Annotated in this window: 21 protein-coding genes and 1 pseudogene; 9 read left to right on the top strand and 13 right to left on the bottom strand. The window is 67.8% G+C overall.

Annotated elements, in window-relative coordinates:
• Positions 1–73 precede the first annotated feature (73 nt).
• Genes AB3M81_RS00305 through AB3M81_RS00295 form a run of 3 tightly spaced genes read left to right on the top strand, consistent with a single transcriptional unit; the run spans position 74 to position 2,406 of the window.
• Positions 74–457, top strand: a complete 384-nt coding sequence (locus tag AB3M81_RS00305) for a Zn-ribbon domain-containing OB-fold protein (RefSeq protein WP_412901907.1) — start codon at positions 74–76, stop codon at positions 455–457.
• On the top strand, positions 454–1,623 hold the full coding sequence (locus tag AB3M81_RS00300) for an acetyl-CoA acetyltransferase (protein WP_412901906.1): 1,170 nt from the start codon (positions 454–456) through the stop codon (positions 1,621–1,623). The genes AB3M81_RS00305 and AB3M81_RS00300 overlap by 4 nt, the downstream gene beginning before the upstream one ends.
• Before the next feature lie 27 nt (positions 1,624–1,650).
• Entirely contained in the window at positions 1,651–2,406 is a 756-nt protein-coding gene (locus AB3M81_RS00295; protein WP_412901905.1) for an SDR family NAD(P)-dependent oxidoreductase, read from the top strand.
• 147 nt (positions 2,407–2,553) lie between these two features.
• On the opposite strand, the gene AB3M81_RS00290 is transcribed toward AB3M81_RS00295, so the two are convergent.
• Together AB3M81_RS00290 and AB3M81_RS00285 are read right to left on the bottom strand one after the other, a co-directional pair.
• On the bottom strand, positions 2,554–4,086 hold the full coding sequence (locus AB3M81_RS00290) for a reverse transcriptase domain-containing protein (protein ID WP_412901904.1): 1,533 nt from the start codon (positions 4,084–4,086) through the stop codon (positions 2,554–2,556).
• A gap of 202 nt (positions 4,087–4,288) precedes the next feature.
• Positions 4,289–4,978: an SLATT domain-containing protein gene (locus tag AB3M81_RS00285; protein WP_412901903.1), complete on the bottom strand. Its 690-nt coding sequence runs from the start codon at positions 4,976–4,978 to the stop codon at positions 4,289–4,291.
• 365 nt (positions 4,979–5,343) lie between these two features.
• Here AB3M81_RS00285 and AB3M81_RS00280 point away from each other — a divergent pair, with 365 nt between their 5' ends.
• From AB3M81_RS00280 to AB3M81_RS00260, 5 genes are all read left to right on the top strand, one after another.
• Positions 5,344–6,000 carry a ferredoxin reductase domain-containing protein gene (locus AB3M81_RS00280; protein WP_412901902.1) on the top strand — a complete coding sequence of 219 codons (657 nt, stop codon included), beginning with the start codon at positions 5,344–5,346 and terminating at the stop codon, positions 5,998–6,000.
• A 173-nt stretch (positions 6,001–6,173) separates the two neighbouring features.
• The gene (locus AB3M81_RS00275) at positions 6,174–6,932 is read left to right on the top strand and encodes a hypothetical protein (protein WP_412901901.1); all 759 of its coding nucleotides are present in this window, start codon (positions 6,174–6,176) and stop codon (positions 6,930–6,932) included.
• Between the two features lie 113 nt (positions 6,933–7,045).
• Positions 7,046–7,195 (top strand): hypothetical protein, encoded by a 150-nt coding sequence (locus AB3M81_RS00270; RefSeq protein WP_412901900.1) that lies wholly within the window; start codon positions 7,046–7,048, stop codon positions 7,193–7,195.
• Between the two features lie 184 nt (positions 7,196–7,379).
• Entirely contained in the window at positions 7,380–8,270 is an 891-nt protein-coding gene (locus AB3M81_RS00265) for a GIY-YIG nuclease family protein (protein ID WP_412901899.1), read from the top strand.
• Positions 8,270–8,932, top strand: coding sequence for a potassium channel family protein (locus tag AB3M81_RS00260; protein ID WP_412901898.1), 663 nt, complete (start codon positions 8,270–8,272; stop codon positions 8,930–8,932). The genes AB3M81_RS00265 and AB3M81_RS00260 overlap by 1 nt, the downstream gene beginning before the upstream one ends.
• A gap of 115 nt (positions 8,933–9,047) precedes the next feature.
• Here AB3M81_RS00260 and AB3M81_RS00255 read toward each other — a convergent pair whose 3' ends face one another.
• The 11 genes and pseudogenes from AB3M81_RS00255 to AB3M81_RS00205 form a co-directional block, all read right to left on the bottom strand.
• Entirely contained in the window at positions 9,048–9,392 is a 345-nt protein-coding gene (locus AB3M81_RS00255) for a type II toxin-antitoxin system HicB family antitoxin (protein ID WP_412901897.1), read from the bottom strand.
• Positions 9,389–9,597, bottom strand: a pseudogene (locus AB3M81_RS00250) (toxin-antitoxin system, toxin protein, HicA family). Before AB3M81_RS00250 ends, AB3M81_RS00255 begins: the two are co-directional and overlap by 4 nt.
• A 188-nt stretch (positions 9,598–9,785) precedes the next feature.
• On the bottom strand, positions 9,786–10,757 hold the full coding sequence (locus AB3M81_RS00245; RefSeq protein ID WP_412901896.1) for an NAD(P)H-dependent flavin oxidoreductase: 972 nt from the start codon (positions 10,755–10,757) through the stop codon (positions 9,786–9,788).
• A 20-nt stretch (positions 10,758–10,777) separates the two neighbouring features.
• Complete coding sequence (locus AB3M81_RS00240) at positions 10,778–11,671, bottom strand: enoyl-CoA hydratase-related protein (RefSeq protein WP_412901895.1); 894 nt, start codon at positions 11,669–11,671, stop codon at positions 10,778–10,780.
• A complete protein-coding gene (locus tag AB3M81_RS00235; RefSeq protein ID WP_412901894.1) occupies positions 11,668–12,450 on the bottom strand; it encodes an enoyl-CoA hydratase/isomerase family protein in 783 nt (260 codons plus the stop codon). The genes AB3M81_RS00240 and AB3M81_RS00235 overlap by 4 nt, the downstream gene beginning before the upstream one ends.
• 94 nt (positions 12,451–12,544) lie before the next feature.
• Complete coding sequence (locus AB3M81_RS00230) at positions 12,545–13,564, bottom strand: acyl-CoA dehydrogenase family protein (protein ID WP_412901893.1); 1,020 nt, start codon at positions 13,562–13,564, stop codon at positions 12,545–12,547.
• The gene (locus tag AB3M81_RS00225) at positions 13,561–14,721 is read right to left on the bottom strand and encodes an acyl-CoA dehydrogenase family protein (protein WP_412901892.1); all 1,161 of its coding nucleotides are present in this window, start codon (positions 14,719–14,721) and stop codon (positions 13,561–13,563) included. Before AB3M81_RS00225 ends, AB3M81_RS00230 begins: the two co-directional genes overlap by 4 nt.
• Before the next feature lie 7 nt (positions 14,722–14,728).
• Positions 14,729–16,261: a tripartite tricarboxylate transporter permease gene (locus AB3M81_RS00220; protein ID WP_412901891.1), complete on the bottom strand. Its 1,533-nt coding sequence runs from the start codon at positions 16,259–16,261 to the stop codon at positions 14,729–14,731.
• A 2-nt stretch (positions 16,262–16,263) separates the two neighbouring features.
• Entirely contained in the window at positions 16,264–16,785 is a 522-nt protein-coding gene (locus tag AB3M81_RS00215; RefSeq protein ID WP_412901890.1) for a tripartite tricarboxylate transporter TctB family protein, read from the bottom strand.
• Between the two features lie 73 nt (positions 16,786–16,858).
• Entirely contained in the window at positions 16,859–17,839 is a 981-nt protein-coding gene (locus AB3M81_RS00210) for a Bug family tripartite tricarboxylate transporter substrate binding protein (protein ID WP_412901889.1), read from the bottom strand.
• A gap of 31 nt (positions 17,840–17,870) precedes the next feature.
• Positions 17,871–20,024, bottom strand: coding sequence for an acetate--CoA ligase family protein (locus tag AB3M81_RS00205; RefSeq protein WP_412901888.1), 2,154 nt, complete (start codon positions 20,022–20,024; stop codon positions 17,871–17,873).
• 181 nt (positions 20,025–20,205) lie between these two features.
• Here AB3M81_RS00205 and AB3M81_RS00200 point away from each other — a divergent pair, with 181 nt between their 5' ends.
• On the top strand, positions 20,206–20,865 hold the full coding sequence (locus tag AB3M81_RS00200) for a GntR family transcriptional regulator (RefSeq protein ID WP_412901887.1): 660 nt from the start codon (positions 20,206–20,208) through the stop codon (positions 20,863–20,865).

Raw genomic sequence — 20,865 nt, 5'->3', positions numbered from 1 at the left:
TTCATGCATGAATGTATACTATCATGAATGCTATCGTCCAGATCGGACCTGCCGAACCCCCTCAGGAGGCACGATGACCCAGGCGGAACACCGGTCGCTCGACGCGACCTACCGCTCCCGGATCGAGGCCGGAACCCTCTCCTTCCAGCGGTGCGAGGCCGAGCACGCCGTGTTCCCCCCGCGCCCGGTGTGCCCGACCTGCGGGTCGACCTCGCTGGCGTGGGAGGACAGCGCCGGACGCGGCACCATCTACTCCGCGACGACGATCAGCCCGCGCGACAAGGCGCCCTACACGGTGGCGATCGTCGACTACGACGAGGGATTCCGCGCGATGTCGCGCCTTGACGGCGATGACGCGGTGAACGCCTCGATCGGCGACCGCGTGGCCGTCGACATCCGTCCGATCGCCGAGGGCGGCGAGCCCCACCCCTGCGTCACCCTGGAGGCCAGCGCATGAGCACTCTCGAGAAGGACCTGCGCGGCAGCACCGCGGTCGTGGGCGTCGGCGATGCCGGGATCGGCGAGGTCGGACCGGGCGTCTCGGCCCTGCAGATCGCGGGCGAGGCCTCGCTGGCCGCGCTCGCCGACGCGGGCCTCAAGCCGTCCGACGTGGACGCCGTCTTCTGCCACTCGGCCTTCTTCACGTTCCCCGCGACGACGCTGAGCGAGTACCTCGGCCTGACGCCGCGCTACGTGGACACGACCGCGACCGGCGGCTCCTCGTTCGTCGCGCACCTGCGCCACGCGACGGCCGCGATCAACTCGGGCATGGCCGAGGTCGCGCTCATCGCGTACGGCAGCAACCAGCGCTCGCACTCGGGCGGCCTGGCCACCTCGGGCGCGAACCTCATTCCCTCGTACGAGGCCCCGTTCGGCCCGCGCCTCCCGGTCTCGGGCTACGCGCTCGCGGCCGCGCGCCACATGCACGAGTACGGCACGACGCGCGAGCACCTCGCCGAGATCGCCGTGGCCGCGCGGAAGTGGGCGCAGCTCAACCCGGACGCGTTCATGCGCGACGAGCTGACGATCGACGATGTCCTGGGCGCGCGCATGGTCTCCACTCCCCTGTCGGTGCGGGACTGCTGCCTCGTGACCGACGGCGCCGGCGCGGTCATCGTGACCTCGGCCGAGCGGGCGAAGGACCTCGCCAAGCCGCTCGTGCCGATCCTCTCGGTGGCCGAGGCGTCGCGTCACATGAACATCTCGACGACGCCGGACCTGACGACGACGGCCGCGAAGGAGTCGGGCGCCCGCGCGTTCGAGCTCGCCGGCCTGACGCCGTCGGACGTCGACGTCGTGGAACTGTACGACGCGTTCACGATCAACACACTGCTGTTCCTCGAGGACCTGGGCTTCTGCGCCAAGGGCGAGGGCGGCGCGTTCGTGTCGGGCGGTGTGATCGCGCCGGGCGGCTCGCTGCCGGTGAACACGAACGGCGGCGGCCTGTCCTACGCCCACCCGGGCATGTACGGGATCTTCCTGATCATCGAGGCCGTGCGCCAGCTGCGCGGCGAGGCGGGCGACCGCCAGGTGGCCGACGCCCATGTCGGCCTCGTCCACGGCAACGGCGGCGTGCTGTCGAGCCAGGTGACCGCCCTGCTGGGCGACGCCACCACTCTCTGATTTCTCTACTTATCTAGGAGCACTTTCATGACTGGAGTTCTGCAGGACCGCGTCGCGGTCATCACCGGCGCCGGCCAGGGCATCGGCAAGGCCATCGCCGAGCGCTACGCGACCGAGGGCGCCAAGGTCGCTGTCACCGACATCGACGGCGACCGCGCGAAGGCTGTGGCCGACGAGATCAACGCCGCCGGCGGCACCGCGATCGGCGTCGCGAACGACGTCTCGAGCCGCGAGTCGGTCAACGCCGCCGCCGCCGAGATCGCCGAGAAGCTCGGCACCATCACGATCCTGGTGAGCAACGCCGGCGTCACCCGCCCGGCGATGCTGTGGAAGATGACGGACGAGCAGTGGGACGTCGTCCAGGCCACGCACGTCAACGGCTCGTTCTACTGGCTGCAGGCCGTCGTGCCGGGCATGCGCGAGCTCAAGCAGGGCCACATCATCCTGACCAGCTCGGCCGCCGGCATCAACGGCACGATCGGCCAGATCAACTACGCGACCGCCAAGGCCGCCCTGCTCGGCATGATGCGCTCGGCCTCGAAGGAGCTCGCCCCGGCGAACATCATCGTCAACGCCGTCGCCCCCGCCGCGGCCACGCCGATGACCGAGACCATCCGCACCGACGAGCGCTTCAAGGACAAGTACCTCGAGTCGATCCCGCTGGGCCGCTGGGCCGAGCCCGAGGAGATCGCCGGCGTGTACGTCTTCCTGGCCTCCCCGGACTGCAACTACATGACCGGTCAGACCTTCTCGGTTGATGGTGGGCGCGTCCCGGTTCGCTGAGTTCAGCACGAGAAAGCCCCCGCGCCCAGAAGGGCGCGGGGGCTTCGGTCTTCCGGCGCACACGTAATTGACGGAATGAGTCTCAACACGGGCTGCACGGGACGACCCAAAAGTACGATCGCCGCCAATGCCAAGCCACTCTTCGACTCAATGCCACTGGTATAGAGACCCTGCGTAATGTGCGACACGCGTTCCGTGCGCCCGGACCGCTCGCTGCATAAGCTCCGACATCCGGACCAAACTTGGAACTCTGCCATCAACTCTGTCACCGCGACGAGATCGCGCCATCAATTCCGTCAATTGAATCTGTGTCATACCCCAAGGCATTGGATCCGACGGCGCCAGCCCTCGAAGGAGCTTGGCCCGCTTGCGGAGCGCGAGCCAAACTCGAGACAGCACCCACGCGTCGATTTCGCGCAGTTGTTCCATATCGTCGACGAGCGGTTGCCTCCCCAACAGGCCACCGAGAGAGATCCTCGGCGGCAATGGCCCCCGCAACAGCCGACGCAATTGCCCTTCACTCAGATTTCCGTAGAAATAGCGACGCAATTGCGAGAGAAGAGCCACGTAGTCACGATCAAGATTATCGCGCAGACGTCGGGGATCCTGCTGGCCGCGAAGAGGCTCGCGCAGCAGATGGTTGAATATGTACTGATCCACTTCGCGTTTGACATCGGCCACAACCCTGTCAGCCAAAGCTGTCTCGCGAAGCGACAGTCTATGACTCAAGAATTCAATGGCATGCGTACTGCGAAATTCCGCCTTGCTCGACGCTGGCGACGTGAGAAGGCGTACTCCCTCGCTCTTCCCATGATTGATACTGCATTGCGACCGATCTGCAAACCGGTGCAGTTCTTCGACAGCACGACTGATTGACTCATAGTCGCGACTCCACACAACAACGTCGTCGGCGTACCGAGCGAAGGAGACGCCCAGCCGCTCGAACTGCCTGTCGAGCGGCGTCGCTGCAATATTCGCCAGCAGTAGACTAATGGTGCTCCCTTGGTGGATCCCTTTCTCTCTGCGCGGCGCATCGCTTGGCATCTTTGCAGGCAGCATCGTGGGAAGGGGGGCCCGCATGAAAGCCCCTAGGAGCTTTCGCTCGGTCCGCGTGATAGACAGACCCAGTTCCTCAATGGTTCGCCACACGTGACGGTGGTCGATGGACCCGAAGAAATCCGTGAAATCGTACTCTGCAACGTAGACCCGATGTTCTGTTCGCCATTCAGACTGCATGTGGGCGATGGCGTCGTGCACACCGAGGTCCTTGCGGTATGCATATGATCGGGCACTTAGACGCGCTCGATTCTTGTTCATTAGCGACACATACAGGCGTTTTGACACGACCTCGTCTGCTATGGCGAAGGCCGTCACCGACCGGTATGAGCCGTCTGCTTTTGGGATCTGGACCCCAGCAGGCGGAAACGGTTGGTAACGCCTTTCTTTGATGCGCGTCCCAATGGCGTGTCCGATTACGTCCGCGCGAGCTCGGACCCGGAAGGGGTCATGGCTTGGGGCGTACTCCCAAAGCCTCGGACGCGAGACCTCTAACGAAGCACCACTCCTAGACGTCCGTCGGGAACGGCGTTTCGTCTCGTCCTGTGCCGATTTGACGCTGCGTTCATGCTTGCGGATTTTTTCTGTCGCGGCGCCTCGGATAAGCGCAGAAAGCTCTTCCACTCAAACCCTCCAGGAGACGGCGGGGCGAAGCCGGAAGACTACGCCCCGCCTCGGCTGATCCCGCCTCAAAAAGGCTGCTTCACGCGCGCGGGCGTTGTGCACGTCCGCGCCTTGCAGACCCACGAGGAGCTGCATTCTAGGCGGGAGGTTTAGTCCCTCTTGGGACCCGATGGCACGCTACCACGGACACATCCCCAAGAGGTCAACCCCAGAGACCGGCCACCAACGGCACCAAGAGCGCGACTGGAACCACCAGCGTCACATACGGCCAGACAGTAATCGACCAGTCGAGCAGCATGCGTCGTCGTCGCTCGCGGTACAACTGCTCACTGGACGAGTAGTGGGGGTGACTCTGGGGGAGAGTGCGGGAGAAATTCCGCAGATGGTCGCCCGGCGTGTGATTTTCGGTCTCGTCCAGGACCGCTTGGTAGCGATCAACCAGTTCCCTGACGGCATCCCGCGTTACGGGCGACGACGTTTGCCGACCTAACTCCTCCATCTCAACAGCTATCCGCTGGATGTTTCGATAGTTCAGGAACATGTTCCTGCTCCTGCCGGAGTAGTCAATATTGGCTGTCGTAAGCGAGACAACGAGCACAAGAACCGAGAGGCAGACCATCAGCGTATCCCCTTGCGATCCGTACATATTCGGATCGACGAGCAGCCCGACCGAAGCGACGGCGGTACTGGTCGAGAACGCCACTAGGGCACCGTTCCATGCGCGCGCGCGCTGACCTAAGCGCCTCGCCGCGGATTCGCGCGCCCGGTACGTCTTGAAAGCGCGAGACTCCTCGATCTTGAGGTAATCCCGAGCACCCGGGTCCTCCACAGCATCTGTCGCGCCATGGCACTGACTTGGCTGGCGCTCCTTAAAGAGGCTTTGCCACCACATGGCACACCCTTCATTAGTACGTTCATTCGAAACGGTGATCCGTTTGGCTCGATGGCTCTGCAACTGAGCTGGTCATTCGTGCGGACGCGGGCGCCCACGGACTATTGAAGATAGCGCCCTAGCCGGCTGTAGTTCCGGAACATGCCTCAGGCCCAGGCTCGCCCACCACGCTCTGCAACGCGCACTCCGGCAGGGAACACCGACTGCTCTCGGACGCGGCGAGAGACGAGTATGCAGATGGAGCCGTGCGATCGGCTGCCACGCAGAGGGGCAATTTGTCCTTCGGATCACGATCCGGTGTACGAACTTCGCAACGACTGGCTCCTCTCATGCGACACGCACGGCTCACGAAAACGGAGAACACCATGCCCAGGTATCGCATCACCACTAACTCCCGCGGCGCCTCGAAGCAGCGGCGGCCAGTCATGCGCAGCCTTTCGCTGGCGCTCGCGCTCGGCGTAGGCCTGGTCGGCACGGCGTCGTCCGCGCAGGCGCAGCAGCGCACCACGGCGGACCCGGTCGGCGGCGGGACGAGCGCTCTCGACCTCTACAAGGTCAAGGTCGTCAACAACGCCAAGGGCGTGCGGGTCACCGTGAAGATGAGGCCGGTCGACTGGAACGCGGAGTCCACTCCCGTCGGCGAGTTCCGACTCCTGCTCGACACGAACCACCGCTCGAAGGGCGCCGAGTTCGCCGAGGAGGTCGGCATCCCGGGTGACGGCGGGTTCCGTGCACTCAATGGCTCGAAGAAGTACCGCCAGAGCTGGGAGACCTACCCGTTCCCCGGCAAGTGCGGCAAGACGGTCAGCGAGAGCTACGACCTCGAGCACGGCAAGATCACGATCCACATCAAGCCGAAGCGCGGCTGCCTCTACCACCCGAAGTACGTCAGGGTGAACGCTCGCAGCATCCAGTCCGGCTACATCGACGCCTCCGGCTACCACCCGTACACGCCGGCACTCGTCGACCACCTGCCGTACAAGAACACGTTCACGCCGTGGGTGAAGTACTCGCGGAAGTGATCCCCTGACGCACGGGGCGCCCGGCGGCTTGCCGGGCGCTCCGTGCGTCACGGCACGGTCAGCGAAATCCGCGCATCGCGCCGATTCGCCCACGGTTGGTCGGCCGCTCCGGTAGCGTTCCCGCCGGCATGAGCGGCGCCCAGCCGGACTCGGCCGCGTTCGAAGGTGGTCCCGTGGCTCGTCGCTCCGCTCGCTCTCGTCACTTCGCGCCGGTCGCATTCGGCGCCTGGCTCGTCGGCCTGATGATGGCGGGCTTGCTCGCCGCGTGCGGCGGCGAAGCCGAACCCGCAGACGCTCCCGAGACGTACACGCTGGAGACCCGCGGCGAGTTCCTGGCGACGGATCCCGGATGCGACGAGCTGAAGGACTGGTACGAGAAGTACCCCGCAGACACCGAGGTCCGGACCGCCCAGCGCTACATCGAGAAGTGCCGGGACGCACCGGCCATTGCGATGACGAATCCGCGCGTCTTCACGCAGGTGACCCCGACCGTTCTTGAGCTGCCGCTTCCCGAGTCCCACCCCATCCGCAAGAAGATCCGCGCCGACTTCGCCACCGGAGCATGCGACTCCTTCGAGATGGGAATGAAGAACCCGCTCGAGCTCGTGGACTCGCTCGAGAAGCGCAGCGCCGATGCGGCGGAGATCCGCGCCGTGCTCGACGACGCGGCGCGTGAGTGCCCGCAGTACCGCCGGGACCTCCTGTTGTTCACGGTCCCCGACGTGGGCGCGGGCGCCGACCAGCTCGTCGCTTTCGCGGAGGCCGAATGGCCCGGGGCGATCGGATCCGAGGACGAACACCGGGCGCTCGCGGCCCTCGCGTGCGGTGGTCACCTCGACGACGGACGCGGCAGGCAGGTCCTCGCGACGGTCATCGGCCCTGGGAACGAGGACAAGCTCGTCTCCAAGGCGAAGCAGCTGCTCTGTCCCTGACGGCACGCCCGGTAAGCCGCGAACGATGAAGGTCCTCGCCAGTGACCTGTCGCCTGCGATCCTCATCCAAAACGGACGGGGCGTGGGCGTCGCCGACGCTCTAGCGTGGCGCCATGCTCATCCTCGCGATCATCGTGTTCGGAATCCTGGTCGGCGGCCTGGCGCAGATGGCGCTCGGCCGAAAGATGCAGTCGGTGAACTGGACGCTCGCCATCGCACCGGCCCTCATCGGCTCACTGTGGGAGGCCCCGCCGCCAGCCTGATCGCGGGCGACGGCTTGGAGCTGCACCCGAGCGACTCATCGGCTCCTTCCTCGGCGCCATCGTCGTCACCCTGCTGTGGGGCGCGATGTCCAAGCGCGACGCCTGACGACTGCTCCCGTCGAGTGACGAGCCCTTACTCGCGGAAGTGACCGTCAAGCGAGCGACCGCCGACTAGCCTGACGGCGTGCTCGACCCCTCGCAGACGGTTCCCTTGAAGTTTGGCCACATCCTCGTCGGACTGGGCGCCGAGCACGACCCACCGATCGGACTCGAGAACATCCACGTCATCCGGCACAGCTTCAACCCCGGTTCGCACGACGGACTGCGAGGGCCCGAAGACCTAGGTGTAGAGCGAGTCATCGCCTACACGCGTCAGCAGAGCGTGCTGACCAGGCGCTTCCCGGCAGAGCCTCCGCGCTACTGGGTGATCCTGGTCGCGGACGGGCAAAGGCGCTCCCGCCTCTTCGGCACGTTCGAGAACCGCGGCGAGCTGCCTGAGCTTCGCGACGACACCTACCGCACCTTCGATCTGCACCCCAACGACTTCCTCGCGCCCCTCACGGACCGGCTCGTCATCGAGTGGGACAGCCCCATCAACTGGCACAGTCGCGGGACGCGCGCCGCGAACCTCCCTGTTCTCGAGATCGCCGACCGCGATAAGGTCCCGTTTCCCGGGTTCGACGGTGTTCGGCTGACGTTCCACGAACTGCGCGAGATGGTCGAGAGCCACCGTTACGAGGACTGGCGGGCCGCCCTCCGGGAAGTGCAGGGCATCTACCTGATCACCGACTCCACGAATGGCAAGCAGTATGTGGGCAAGGCCGACGGAGCCGAGCGCCTCCTCGGCCGCTGGTCCACATACGCGAAGGACGGTCACGGCGGCAACGTCGCACTGCGCGAACTCGCCTTCGAGAGCGTCGGAGGCGGTGTCGTGAAGACGGATCACGCCCGGAACTTCGTCTTCAGCGTCCTGCGCGTGTTCGGTCCGAGCACGCCAGCGTCCGAGGTCAATGCTGCGGAGTCGCACTTCAAGGAGAGTCTGCTGACGCGCGAGTTCGGACTGAATCGAAACTGATGATCGCGCACGCATCAGCCACCACCGACTCGCGTGTCGAGCAGTGGGAACGTCGGACGGAAGTCCCTCTCGTCGCGCTCGCGTTGGCCTTTCTCGTCGCCTACGCGTGGCCGGTGCTCGACCCGCGCCTCGACGCTGATCTGCTCACCGTCCTCAGCGCAGTGACGTGGACCGTCTGGGCCGCGTTCGCGGCGGATTTCATTGTGCGACTGGCGCTCGCCGGGTCGGGGAATCGCGGCGAGTACGCGGTCCGCCACTGGTACGACGTCGCACTGATCGTGGTGCCGATGCTCCGCCCGCTGCGCCTTCTCCGGTTGCTTGCGCTCGTACGGATCCTCGATCGCTCGGCATCGAACTCCCTCGCCGGGCGGGTGCTCGTCTACGTTTCCGGCAGCGCGGCGATGGCCGTGGGGCTCGGAGCGATCGCCGTCCTGGACGCGGAACAGGATGCAGCGGACTCCAACATCACCACCTTCGGCGACGCGCTCTGGTGGGCCTGCACGACGGTGACGACCGTGGGCTACGGCGACCAATATCCAGTGACGCTAGAAGGACGTGCCGTAGCCGTGGTGCTGATGATCGTCGGCATCGGCGTGGTGGGAGCGGTGACCGCATCCGTGGCTACATGGCTCATGAGTCGAGCCGAGACCGGGACGAGCTGAAGCACCGTGCGCTCGGACGGCACTCGTGATCCTTCTCCAACGGGCGTCCTTACATAAGGATCTGCGCGGATCCTTATCTAGGTGTGGCAGGTGAGAACGAAGGGATTGCCGCGAGTCAGCCAGCGGCGAGCTTGCGCACCACGTACTGGTTGAGGCTCATGTGCTCCTCGGCGGCGTGCATCGCAAGGTCACGGTGCAGGTTCTCGCCGATGCGGACGTTGAAGGTCCCCGAGTACCTACGCTCGGCAATCGGCTGGGGAACCGTCTCGCCATTCTCTTGCATGTCCTGGACGATGTCGGCCACGAGCGCCTCGAGGCCGTCGATCGCGTCCGAGCGAGACTCCGCCAACCAGGAGAGCGACGGGAACTCAAGGCACGTGGCGACGTACTCGTCATCCTCGGCGGACCACGTCACTCGATAGGTGTAGTGCGCGACGTTCGGTCGTTCCAGCGTGCTCATGACATGGCCTCCTTCTTGTCGATCGCGGCGAGAACCTGGCGGACTTGGTACGCCTTCGCCTTGCCCTTGTCGTCCTGAATGTTCACCCGGGGGTCTCCCGGCCACGGGGTCTTGAAGACCGCGTGGGACGTCCCCCGTCGCCGCGGCTCTCCGAAATAGTGCTCGCACACCTTGTGCAGGTCTGCGAAGGCGACGTTCTGCGGATTGTTGCGCAGCGCCTTCACGATTTTCTCGATGGACGCCACACCCGAAACGGTACTACCCACGGTACCGAATCTCAACGTCCAGTGTCCCGAGAACCGAAGGGCCCGGCCGCATCCGCCGGGCCCTCCGTCGTCGATGGTGGTTTCGATACGCGGCTCGTTCCTCGCCAGCTACTCAACCACCGGGGTGTCAGGCGATGAAGCCCTTCAGGCGGCCGTTGATGATCTCCTCGGCGCCGGCGACCATGCGCTCGACGAGCTCGCGGGCGGACGGGACGTCCTGGATGAGGCCCTGGACCATGCCGACGGACCAGATGCCCGCGTCGAGGTCGCCGGACTCGTAGACCTCGCGGCCGCGGACGCCGGCGACGAGGTCGCGGACGTCCTCGAACTGGGCGCCCTCGTTGAGCATCTCGACGACCTTGACGCTGACCTCGTTGCGGGCCACGCGCGCGGTGTTGCGCAGCGGCCGGAAGATCAGCGAGGTCTCGCGCTCGGTGGCCTCGACGATGCGGTCCTTGACGTTCTGGTGGATCCACGATTCCTGCGTGCTCATGAAGCGAGTGCCCATGTTCACGCCGTCGGCACCGAGGGCCAGCGCCGCGACCAGGCCGCGCTCGTCGGCGATGCCGCCCGAGGCGATGATCGGGATCGAGAGCTGGTCGGCGGCGGCCGGGATGAGGACGAGGCCGGGGATGTCGTCCTCGCCCGGGTGGCCGGCGCACTCGAAGCCGTCGATCGAGACGCCGTCGACGCCGACCTTCTCGGCGCGCAGGGCGTGCCGGACGCTCGTGCACTTGTGGAGCACCTTGATGCCGTTGTCCTTGAAGAACGGCATGTGCGGCTCGGGGTTCGCGCCGGCGGTCTCGACGATCTTCACGCCCGACTCGGCGATCGCCTGGCGGTACTCGTCGTACGGCGGCGGGTTGATCGACGGCAGGATCGTCAGGTTCACGCCGAACGGCTTGTCGGTCAGCTCGCGCGCCTTCGCGATCTCGCCCGCGAGGGCCTCGGGCGTCGGCTGCGTCAGCGCGGTGATGATGCCCAGGGCGCCCGCCTCGGACACGGCGGCGGCCAGCTCGGCACGCCCCACCCACTGCATCCCGCCCTGGACGATCGGATGGGTGACACCGAACGTCTCGGTGAAACGGGTCTTCAGCATGGGTGCTCCTTCGGGGGGATTCAGTCGGCGGCCGGGCGGACCGGCCAGTCGGGAACGGAGTCGGGCAGGTCGGTGTCGAGCCGGCCGGTGAACACGGCATCGCGCTTCTCCAGGAACGACGAGACGCCCTCCTTGGCGTCCGGTCCCTGCTTCAGCGCGGCGATCGTCTGGGTCTCGAGCCTGTGCGTCTCCCACAGGTCGTCCTGCGTGAGCTGCGACCACAGCATCCGCCGGGTCGCCGCCACCGCGACGCCGGACGTGTTGTCCGCGATCTCGCGCGCGATCGAGTGAGCGGTCGAGAGCACCTCGTCGGGCTCGACGACGCGCGACACGAGGCGCCCGCGCAGGGCCTCCTCGGCGTCGAAGACGCGCCCCGTCAGTGCCCACTCGGCCGCCTGCGAGATCCCGACGACCCGCGGCAGGAACCAGCTCGAGACCGCCTCGGGCGCGATGCCGCGGCGCGCGAACACGAAGCCGAACTTCGCCTTCGTCGACGCGATGCGGATGTCCATCGGCAGCGTCATCGTGATGCCCACGCCGATCGCGGCACCGTTGATCGCGGCGATCACCGGCTTGGGGAAGGAGGCCAGGCGCAGCGTCACAACGCCGCCGCCGTCACGCGGCAGACCCGCGATCTCGTCGGCGTCGGACGTCGAGTTGCGCATGCCCTCGCCGCTGTACGAGAACGGCTTGTCGCCCGCGCTGCCGAGGTCGGCGCCCGCGCAGAACGCACGCCCCTCCCCCGTCACGACGACGACGCGCACGTCCTCGTTCGCCTCGGCCCAGTCGAGAGCCTCGACGATCTCGGCACGCATGACCGGCGTGAACGCGTTCATCCGGTCGGGGCGGTTCAGCCGCAGCTCCAGGACGCGGTCGGCCAGCGACAGGGTGATCTGCTCGAACTCGGGGATCACTTGATCGACCACTTCCCGGTGAACTCCGCCTCGGTCTTGTCGGCGAACGCCTTGAAGGCGGCCGGCGCGTCGTCCGTCGCGTAGTTGATGGCCTGGGCGCGCGCCTCGTTGTCGAGCACGTCGCGGAACGACTGCACCACGCCGTTGTGGAGCAGGTCCTTGTTCTGCGCGATCGCGATCGGCGGCATCTTGGCGAGGCGGCCGGCGAGGTCGTCGACGAACGCGTCGATCTCGTCGGGCTCCTTGACCCACGTGACGAGGCCGAGCTCCTTGGCCTCCTGCGGCGTCACGAACTCGGCCAGGAAGGCCAGCCGCTTCGCCTGCTGCAGGCCTGCGAGCCGCGGCAGCAGCCACGCGCCACCGAAGTCGATGCTGAGCCCGCGCTTGGAGAAGATCTCGGAGAACTTCGCCGTCGACGAGGCCACCACGAAGTCGCAGCACAGCGCCATGTTGAAGCCCGCGCCGACCGCCGCGCCCTCGACCTTGGCGATCGTGGGCTTGTTGAGGCTGTAGAGCATCTCCGGGGTGCGGCTGATGTTGCGCACGCGCGTCAGCGGGTGACCGCCGGCCGGGCCGCCGCCGATGTCGGCACCCGCGCAGAACGCGCCGCCGGCACCGGTGAGGACGACCGCACGCACCTCGTCGTTGTAGGAGACCGTGCGGAGGTGGTCGTACAGCAGCGCCCAGCCCTCGGCCGTCTGCGCGTTCCTGCGGTGCGGACGGTTGAGGGTGATCGTCGCGATCGGGCCCTCGATGTCGAGGAGGATGTCGTCGCTCATGCCTGCGTTCCCTTCGACGTGATCTCGATACGCGTCTCGCTTCGCTCGCCTGCTACTCGATCACCGGCATTCGCCACGGCGAGGCGGGGGACGCTCATGCGGCGCCCCGCGCGGAGGCGATGGTGGCCTGGCCGAGGGCCTCGGCCAGCTCGGAGAGGCCGCCGTGGGCCTGCTCGAGGGCCTTGCCGCGCTTGAGCCACAGCTGCAGGTGGTGCTCCCACGTGAAGCCGATGCCGCCGTGCAGCTGCAGGGACGCGCGGTTCGCCTCGAACTCGGCCTGGATCGCGACGATGCGCGCGGCGAGCGCGGCCGTCGTCGCATCGGGCGCACCGTCGGCGACCTTGGCCGCCGCGGCGTGCACCGCGAAGGCGGCCAGCTCGACGTTCGCGACCGCGTCGGCCAGCTGGTGCTTCACGGCCTGGAACGAGCCGATGACGCGACCGAACTGCTCACGCACCTTCACGTACGCGACGGTCTCGTCGAGCATCCGGCGGCTCAGGCCGATCAGGACGCTGGCCGAGGCCGCGGCCTCGTGCGCCAGCACGGTGTCGGGGTCGCCGTTCGGCAGGTCCTCGGCGGCGCCCTCGGGCACCGTCACGCGGAACTGGCGGCGCGAGGGATCCATCGAGCGCAGCGCGGTCAGCTCGCACCTCGACGTCTCGACCAGCTTCAGCCGGCAGCCGTCGAGGTAGATCAGCACGTCCGCGACGTGCACGTCCGGCACGGAGTCCAGGCCGCGCAGCGCGACCGTCGCCGTGGCCGAGCCGTCGGCCAGCTTCGGCAGCCACGCCGCCTGCTGCTCGGGCGTGCCGGCCACCGTCAGCGCGACCGGCGCGGTCACGAGCGACTCGACCAGCGCGTCCGGCACCGCGTGGTAGCCGACCCGCTCCAGCACGAGCGCGAGGTCGACGAGCGTGCCGCCGTAGCCCTCGAACCGCTCGGGCACGAGGATCGTGGTCAGGCCCAGGTTCGCGATCGTGGTGCGCAGTTTCTCGGAGCGCCCCGTCTCGGTGGTCCACAGCGCCCGCAGGGCATCGACGTCGACCTCGGACGCGACGGCCTGGTCGAACGACGTCGCCAGGTCCTTCTGCTCGGCTTCGAATGCGATCTTCATCCGCGCGGCTCCTTCGGCAGACCGAGCATCCGCTCGGAGATGATGTTGCGTTGGATCTCGTTCGATCCGGCGTAGATCTCGGCGCCGCGCCCGTGCCAGTAGTTGCGGCGCATGCCGAACATCTCGCCGTCGGGACCGTGGTCGGTCATGATCTCGGCGTCCGCGCCCAGCACGACCAGGTGCTGCTCGTGGACCGCCGTGTGGATCTCGGTGTAGCGCAGCTTGAGGATGCTCGAGAAGTCCGGGCCCGTGCGGCCGGTGGCGATCTCGTGCGTCGAGGCGTAGGTGGCCTGCTCGTACGCGAACGTCCACGCGGCGAGCTCGCCGAGCCTCTCCACCTGCGCCTCGGTGCCGAGGTCGGCCGTGTCGCGCGCCAGGTCGACGAGCGCCTGCTCGAGGCGGGTGTGCGTGCCGCGGCCCGTGCCCCGCTCGAGCTGCAGGGACGTGCCGGCCACGCGCCAGCCGTCGCCGACCTCGCCGATCACGTTCTCCATCGGCACCTCGACGCCGGAGAAGAACACCTCGGCGAAGCCCGGGTTGCCGTGCAGCTGGCCGAGCGGCCGGATCTCCACGCCGGGCGAGCGCAGGTCGATGATGACGAACGTCAGGCCCTTGTGGCCCTTCGAGGCCGGGTCGGTCCGCACGAGGGCGAACATCGTCGTGGCGATGATGCCCTGCGAGGTCCAGATCTTCTGGCCGTCGACCACCATCGTGTCGCCGTTGATGCGGCCCGTGGTGCGGATCGCGGCCAGGTCGCTGCCGGCGCCGGGCTCGGAGAAGCCCTGGCACCAGATGTCCTCGCAGTTGAGGATGCCGGGCAGGAAGCGCTGCTTCTGCTCGTCCGTGCCGTGCGCCTCGACCGTCGGGCCGCCGTGCACGAGGCCCATCTTGTTGAGGCGCTCGGGCAGCCGGAACCGCGCGTACTCCTCGTCGTAGATCAGCTGGTCCCACGCGTCGGCGCCCATGCCGCCGACCTCCCTGGGCCAGCCGGGCGCGGCGTAGCCGGCCTCGAAGAGCGCGCGCTCCCACTCCAGGTGCTGGCTGAAGCCCGGCTCGGAGTAGGGGCTGTCGAGCCGCTCCTTGGGGCCGTTCGCCGCGAACCACTCCTGCAGTTCACGGCGGAACGCCTGCTGTTCGGGGGTGAAGTTCAGGTCCATTCGGGTGTCAGTCCTCCGCGGAAAGCTGCTTGGTCATGTCGATGAAGCCGTTGCCCTTGCCGCGGCGGCGGCGGATCGCGCCGACGACCGAGGCGAGGATCACGACCGCGACGACGGCGATGATGGTGCCCGAGATCGGGCGGGTGACGAAGATCGAGAGCGAGCCGTCCGACATCAGCAGCGACTGGCGGAAGCCCACCTCGAGCACGCTGCCCAGCACGAACGCCAGCACCAGCGGCGCGGGCTCGAAGCCGGTCTTGCGCATGAGGTAGCCGACGAAGCCGGCGATGATCATGACCCACATGTCGAACTGCGTGTAGCTGATCGTGTAGACACCGATGAGCGTGATCAGCAGCGCGACGCCGCCGATGATGCCGATGCGCACACGCAGCAGCTGGACGAACAGGCCGACGAACGGCAGGTTCAGCGCCAGCAGGATCAGGTTGCCGATGAACATCGACGCGATGACGCCCCAGAACAGCTCGGGGTGGTCGTTGATCATCGTGGGGCCGGGCGTGATGTCCTGCATCATCAGCGCGCCGAGGATCAGCGCGAGGACGGCGTTGGACGGCAGGCCCAGGGTCAGCAGCGGGATGAACGCCGAGATCGACGAGGCGTTGTTCGCGGTCTCGGGACCGGCGACGCCCTCGATGGCGCCCTTGCCGAAGCGCTGCGGCTCCTTGGCGACCTTCTTCTCCACGGCGTACGAGGCCAGCGAGCTCATGACGCCGCCGCCACCGGGCAGCACGCCGATCGGGAAGCCCAGGATCGTGCCGCGGGCGATCGGCCCGCGCGAGGCCTTCCAGTCGTCGCGCGTCGGCAGGATGCGGTTGATGGCGCCGATCGTGCCGGAGCCCTTCACGCGCTGCTCGAGGTTGTACATGATCTCGCCGATGCCGAACATGCCCATCGCGATGGCGACGAGGTCGAGGCCGGAGATCAGCTCGGGCATGTCGAAGCTGAAGCGCGACGTGCCCTGGATCGGGTCGGGGCCGACGGCCGCCAGCAGCAGGCCGAACAGCGCGGCGATGACGCTCTTGACCGTGGACTTCGTGCCCAGGTAGGTCACCAGCACCAGGCCGAGGATCGTGATGGCGGCGTACTCGGGCGGGCCGAACCGCAGCGCGGCCGTCGCGACCGCGGGGGCGATGAGCGCCAGGCCGACGATCGAGATCGTGCCGCCGATGAAGGAGCCGATCGCGGCGATGCCGAGCGCCGGGCCGCCGCGGCCCTGCTTGGTCATCTCGTAGCCGTCGAGCGCGGTGATCGCCGAGGCGGCCTCGCCGGGGATGCGCAGCAGGACGGACGTGATCGTGCCGCCGTACATCGAGCCGTAGTAGACGCCGGCCAGCATCATGATCGACGCCTCGGGCGAGATGGAGTACGTGATCGGCAGCAGCAGCGCGATCGTGGCGGTCGGGCCCAGGCCCGGCAGCACGCCGATGACGGTGCCGATCGTGACGCCGAGGAAGACGAACAGCAGGTTCTCGGGGGCGAAGACGACGCCGAAGCCCGAGGCGAGGTTGGTCAGGGAGTCCATGCTCAGCGACCTCCCCAGAGGCTGGCGACGATGTCCTCGGGCAGGCGGACGCCCAGCGCCGAGACGAACAGCAGGTAGCTGGCCAGGGGCGCGACGACCGAGATCGCCAGCGACATGCGCCAGCTCTCGCCGTTGAGACCCTTGAGCCACAGCATCAGGAACACGAAGCCGGCCAGGATCGATCCGGTCTGCTCGAACATGAGCGTGAAGACGGCCAGCGCCGCGAAGCCCGCGATCACGCGGACCGTGCTGCCCAGCTCGAAGACCTCGATGCCGTCGCGCATGTCGATGAAGAAGCCGAGCACCGAGATGACGATGATCGCCACGATCAGCACGCGCGGCCAGAAGCCGGGGCCGGCCTCGGTGAGTGAGCCGACCTCCATCTCCTTGGTCTGCAGGTGGAAGACGAAGGCGATCGCGATCGCGACGGCCAGTGGCACCTTCGAGGCGATCCAGCCGGTGCCGCGCACGCGGTCAGGCGTCGCGCCCGGCGGGGCACTCTGCTCGTGGGTCAGGTCGGTCATGAGGTGGTCCTGTCAGGGGGGAAATCGGGAAGGTGGGTCCGGATCGCGGACGACCCGGACCCACCGCGGCTGATCAGCCGAACAGGTCCTTGAGGACCGGCGTCAGGGTCTCGACCTCGTCGTCGATCCGCGCCTGCAGCTCCTTCGAGCCGATGAACTCCTTCGGCACGTTCAGCTCGCCGGCGGCCTTGCGGGTCGCGGGATCCTTCAGCGCCGCCTCGAGGGAGGCCTCCAGCCGGGAGACGATCTCCTCCGACGTGCCCTTCGGCGCGATGACGATGAACGACGAGATGCCGTACGTCAGCTGGTCGAATCCCGACTCGGCGAGGGTCGGCGTGTCCTCGAGGTACGACAGTCGCTTCGGACCCATCGTCGCGAGCGGCACGATCGCGCCGGACTCGTGCTGGCCACGCACCTGCTCGTTGTACGACGGCACGATGACGTCGACGTTGTCGCCCAGCAGACCCGTGAGGGCCGGGGCATCGCCCTGGAACGGGACGAGCTTGAACTCGACGCCGTACTCCTTGGCCATCCGCAGGATCTCGACGGCCTGCGGGGTCTGCGCGCCCGCGGCACCGACCGTGATCTTGCCCGGCTTGGCCTTCGCGGCGGCGACGAGGTCCTCGATCGACTTGTAGGGCGAGTCCTTCTTGACGAAGAAGATGCCCGGCGACTCGGTGACGACGCCGATCGGCGTGCCGTCGCCGGCCTCGAAGCCGACCTTCTCGATGGTGGGCACGCGGCTGATGGCCGAGGCGGTCGTGGTGCCCAGCGTCAGGCCGTCGGGCTTGGCGTTGATGACCTTCGCCGAGCCCACGGCGCCGGAGGCACCCTCGAGGTTCTCCACGACGACCGAGACGCCGAGGTCCTTCTCGAAGTACTTCGAGACGGCGCGACCCGCCAGATCGGTCGGCCCGCCGGCGGCATACGCGACGACCATCGTGATGTCGCCGGAGGGGAACTCTGCGGCGTCGTCGCCGGAGTCCGAGCTGCCGCACGCGGCCAGCGAGAATGCCAGCACGCCGGCGAGGGCGCCGAAGGTGAGTTTCTTCATCGTGTCTCTCCTGTGAGGGTTGGGGGGAAAATCAGGGGGTGACGCGCTCGGTGATGAGCGCGTCGAGGGCCGCCGCGCCGTGGCCCTGCGGGCGCACGAGGAACGGGTTGACCTCGATGCTGTCGAATCGGCTGCGGTGTTCCGCGGCCACGTGCGACAGCGCGACCAGGGCGCTGGCCAGTGCGTCGACGTCGGCCGGGGCCGCGCCCCGCACGCCGTCGAGCATCGCCGAGCCGCGGATCTCGCGGATCATCTCGCGTGCGGTCTCCCGACCGAACGGGGCGAGGCGGTAGGTGACGTCCTTGAGGACCTCGACGAAGATGCCGCCGAGGCCGAACATCACGACGGGGCCGAACGTGGGATCGTCCACGACGCCCAGGATCGTCTCGATGCCGTCGGTGATCATGGGGGCCACGAGCACGCCGTCGATCCGGGCGTCGGGCTCGTGGCGTCGGGCCGAGTCCAGGATCCGGTCGTGGGCGGCGGCCGCCTCATCGGCGCTGGCCACACCCAGGACCACGCCGCCGACCTCGGTCTTGTGCGCGATGTCCGGCGAGACCACCTTGAGGACGACGGGGCCGCCGATGCGCTCCTGGGCGGCCGCGGCCTCGGCGGCCGACGTCACGACGACCTCGGGGGCCACGGGGACGCCTGCCTCGGCGAGGAACGCCTTGGCGGTGACCTCGGTGAAGACCTCGGGCAGCGGGGGGACGGCCACGGCCGGGGCCTCGGCCGCCCGCTCGCGCGACTCCTCGAAGCGCCGGCGGCGCATCGCGTAGTCGGTGACGCGGGCCAGGATCCGGACGGCCTTCGTGATGTCGTCGAAGACCGGGATGCCCAGTTCCTCGATGGCGCGCTTGACCGCGGGGGTCGACAGCGTGGTGGCGTAGATGGGCGCGTCGGGGTGGGCCTCGCGCGCCAGCTTCAGGGCGCGGACGACCAGGTCGGTCCACGGCTCGAGCAGGCCCATGTAGGTCAGGCCCATGACGATCGAGTCGAACGCGCCGTCGTCGAGGCACGCGTCGACGAACGACGGCAGCAGGTGCTCGTCGTTCATGAGCTGGGCCGTGAGGTCGATCGGGTTGCCGACGCCGGCCGGCGGCCAGATGGTCTTGAGCTGGTCCTGCAGCTGCTGCGACGGGGTCGGGACCCGCAGCCCCTGCTCCTCGGCCTCGTCGGCGGCGATGATGCCGATGCCGCCCGAGCCGGTGAGGATGCCGAGTCGGTCGCCCTGGGGCAGCGGGCCGACCGAGAGGGCGTAGCAGACGTCGAAGAGCTCGGCCATCGAATCCACGCGGATGACGCCGTACTGCTCGAAGAGCGCGTCGAAGACCTGGTCGGAGCCGACGAGCGAGGCCGTGTGCGAGGCGGCGGCGGTGGCGCCGACCTCGGAGCGACCGACCTTCAGCACGACGACCGGCTTGCCGTTCTCCTGCGCCACCGCCAACGCCTCGCGCAGGCGCTGGCCGTCGCGGCAGCCCTCGAGGTAGGCCGCGATCACCCCGACCGAGTCGTCGGTGGCCAGGTGGGCCAGCACGTCGGCCAGCTGGATGTCGGCCTCGTTGCCCGTGGACAGCCACGGATCGAAGTTCAGGCCGGTCTGCTTGCCGTTGACGACCCACTCGCTGGCGATCGCGCCGCTCTGACTGACGAGGGCGACCTTGGCCAGCGGCTCGACCGCGAACGGCACGCCCACCGAGGCGGCGAAGGTGCCGACGGCGCCGTTCGCGGCGTTCATGCTGCCGATGCAGTTGGGACCGAGCACGCGCATGCCGTGACGACCGGCGATCTCGAGGACCTGGTCCTGCAGGGCGGCTCCCTCGGCACCCATCTCGGCGAAGCCGGCGGAGAAGATCGTCACGACCTTGACGCCCTGCCGGCCGCAGGACTCCACGGCGCTGAGCACGTGATGGGAGGGCAGCGCGACGACGGCCAGGTCGACGATGCCGTCGACGTCCTCGATCGAGGCGTAGGCCTTGACGCCCTGCACCTCGTCGGACTTGGGATTGATCGGGTAGATGCCCCCGGCGAAGCCCGACTCCTTGAGGAAGCGCAGCGGACGGCCGCCGATCTTCGTCGGATCGGACGAGGCACCCAGGATCGCCACGCCGCGCGGATCGAACAGCGCGTCGAGGCCACGGGTGTTGGCAGCCGTGGCGGGAGCTTCGACAACAGGGTGGGGCACGGGGACGTCCTTCCATCACGTCTCGGGGTGTGGCTTGGACCACACGCTAGGCATTCAACCATGAATGCGTAATGACATGCAAGAATGTATATCCTTGCGTATGGGAAGGTGTCCCGAGGCCATGTATACGCTTCGGAATGCACCGACCACCGACCGACCTACCTGCTGAGAGGCCGTTCCGATGGCGAAGACCACCCCGACCGCGACGGGAGTGCAGCGCTGCCTGACCGAGATCCGGCAGATGATCATCTCCGGCACCCTCCTGCCCGGCCAGAAGGTGCACCAGGGCGAGATCGCGGCCCAACTCGACGTCAGCCGCATCCCCGTGCGCGAGGCACTGTCGACCCTGCAGGCCGAGGGCGTGCTCGACTACAGGCCCAACACGGGATTCACGGTAGCGCGCTTCAGCGGCGAGGACCTCGCCGAGATCTACCTCATGCGCCGACTTTTGGAGACCGAGGTCGTCCGCACGGTCGACCTCTCGGTCGTCGACGTCGATGAGCTGCAGCGCCTGAACGAACACCTCCGCACGCTCAGCGCCGCCACCGAACCCGACGAGTGGCAGTCGGTGAACTTCGACTTCCACTTCCTGATCTTCGACCCCAGCCCGCTGAAGCTGGTGCGCGAGGAGATCCGCCGGCTCTGGTACATGTCCAGCTTCTACCGCTCGCTCTACATCCAGCAGGCCGACACCCAGCTGCGGGTCTGCGAGGACCACGGCCGCATCATCGAGGCCGTGCGCGCGCAGGACAACGAGGCCCTCATCAAGGTCTCCGACGAGCACCGCGGCTCCACCGAGAACCTGCTCACGCAGCGCCTCGGCTGGTCGCGCCCTCGCTGA

It is taken from the genome of Aeromicrobium jepli (assembly GCF_047246605.1).
GTDB lineage: Bacteria > Actinomycetota > Actinomycetes > Propionibacteriales > Nocardioidaceae > Aeromicrobium.
This window is presented reverse-complemented; position numbering and strand designations above follow the sequence as displayed.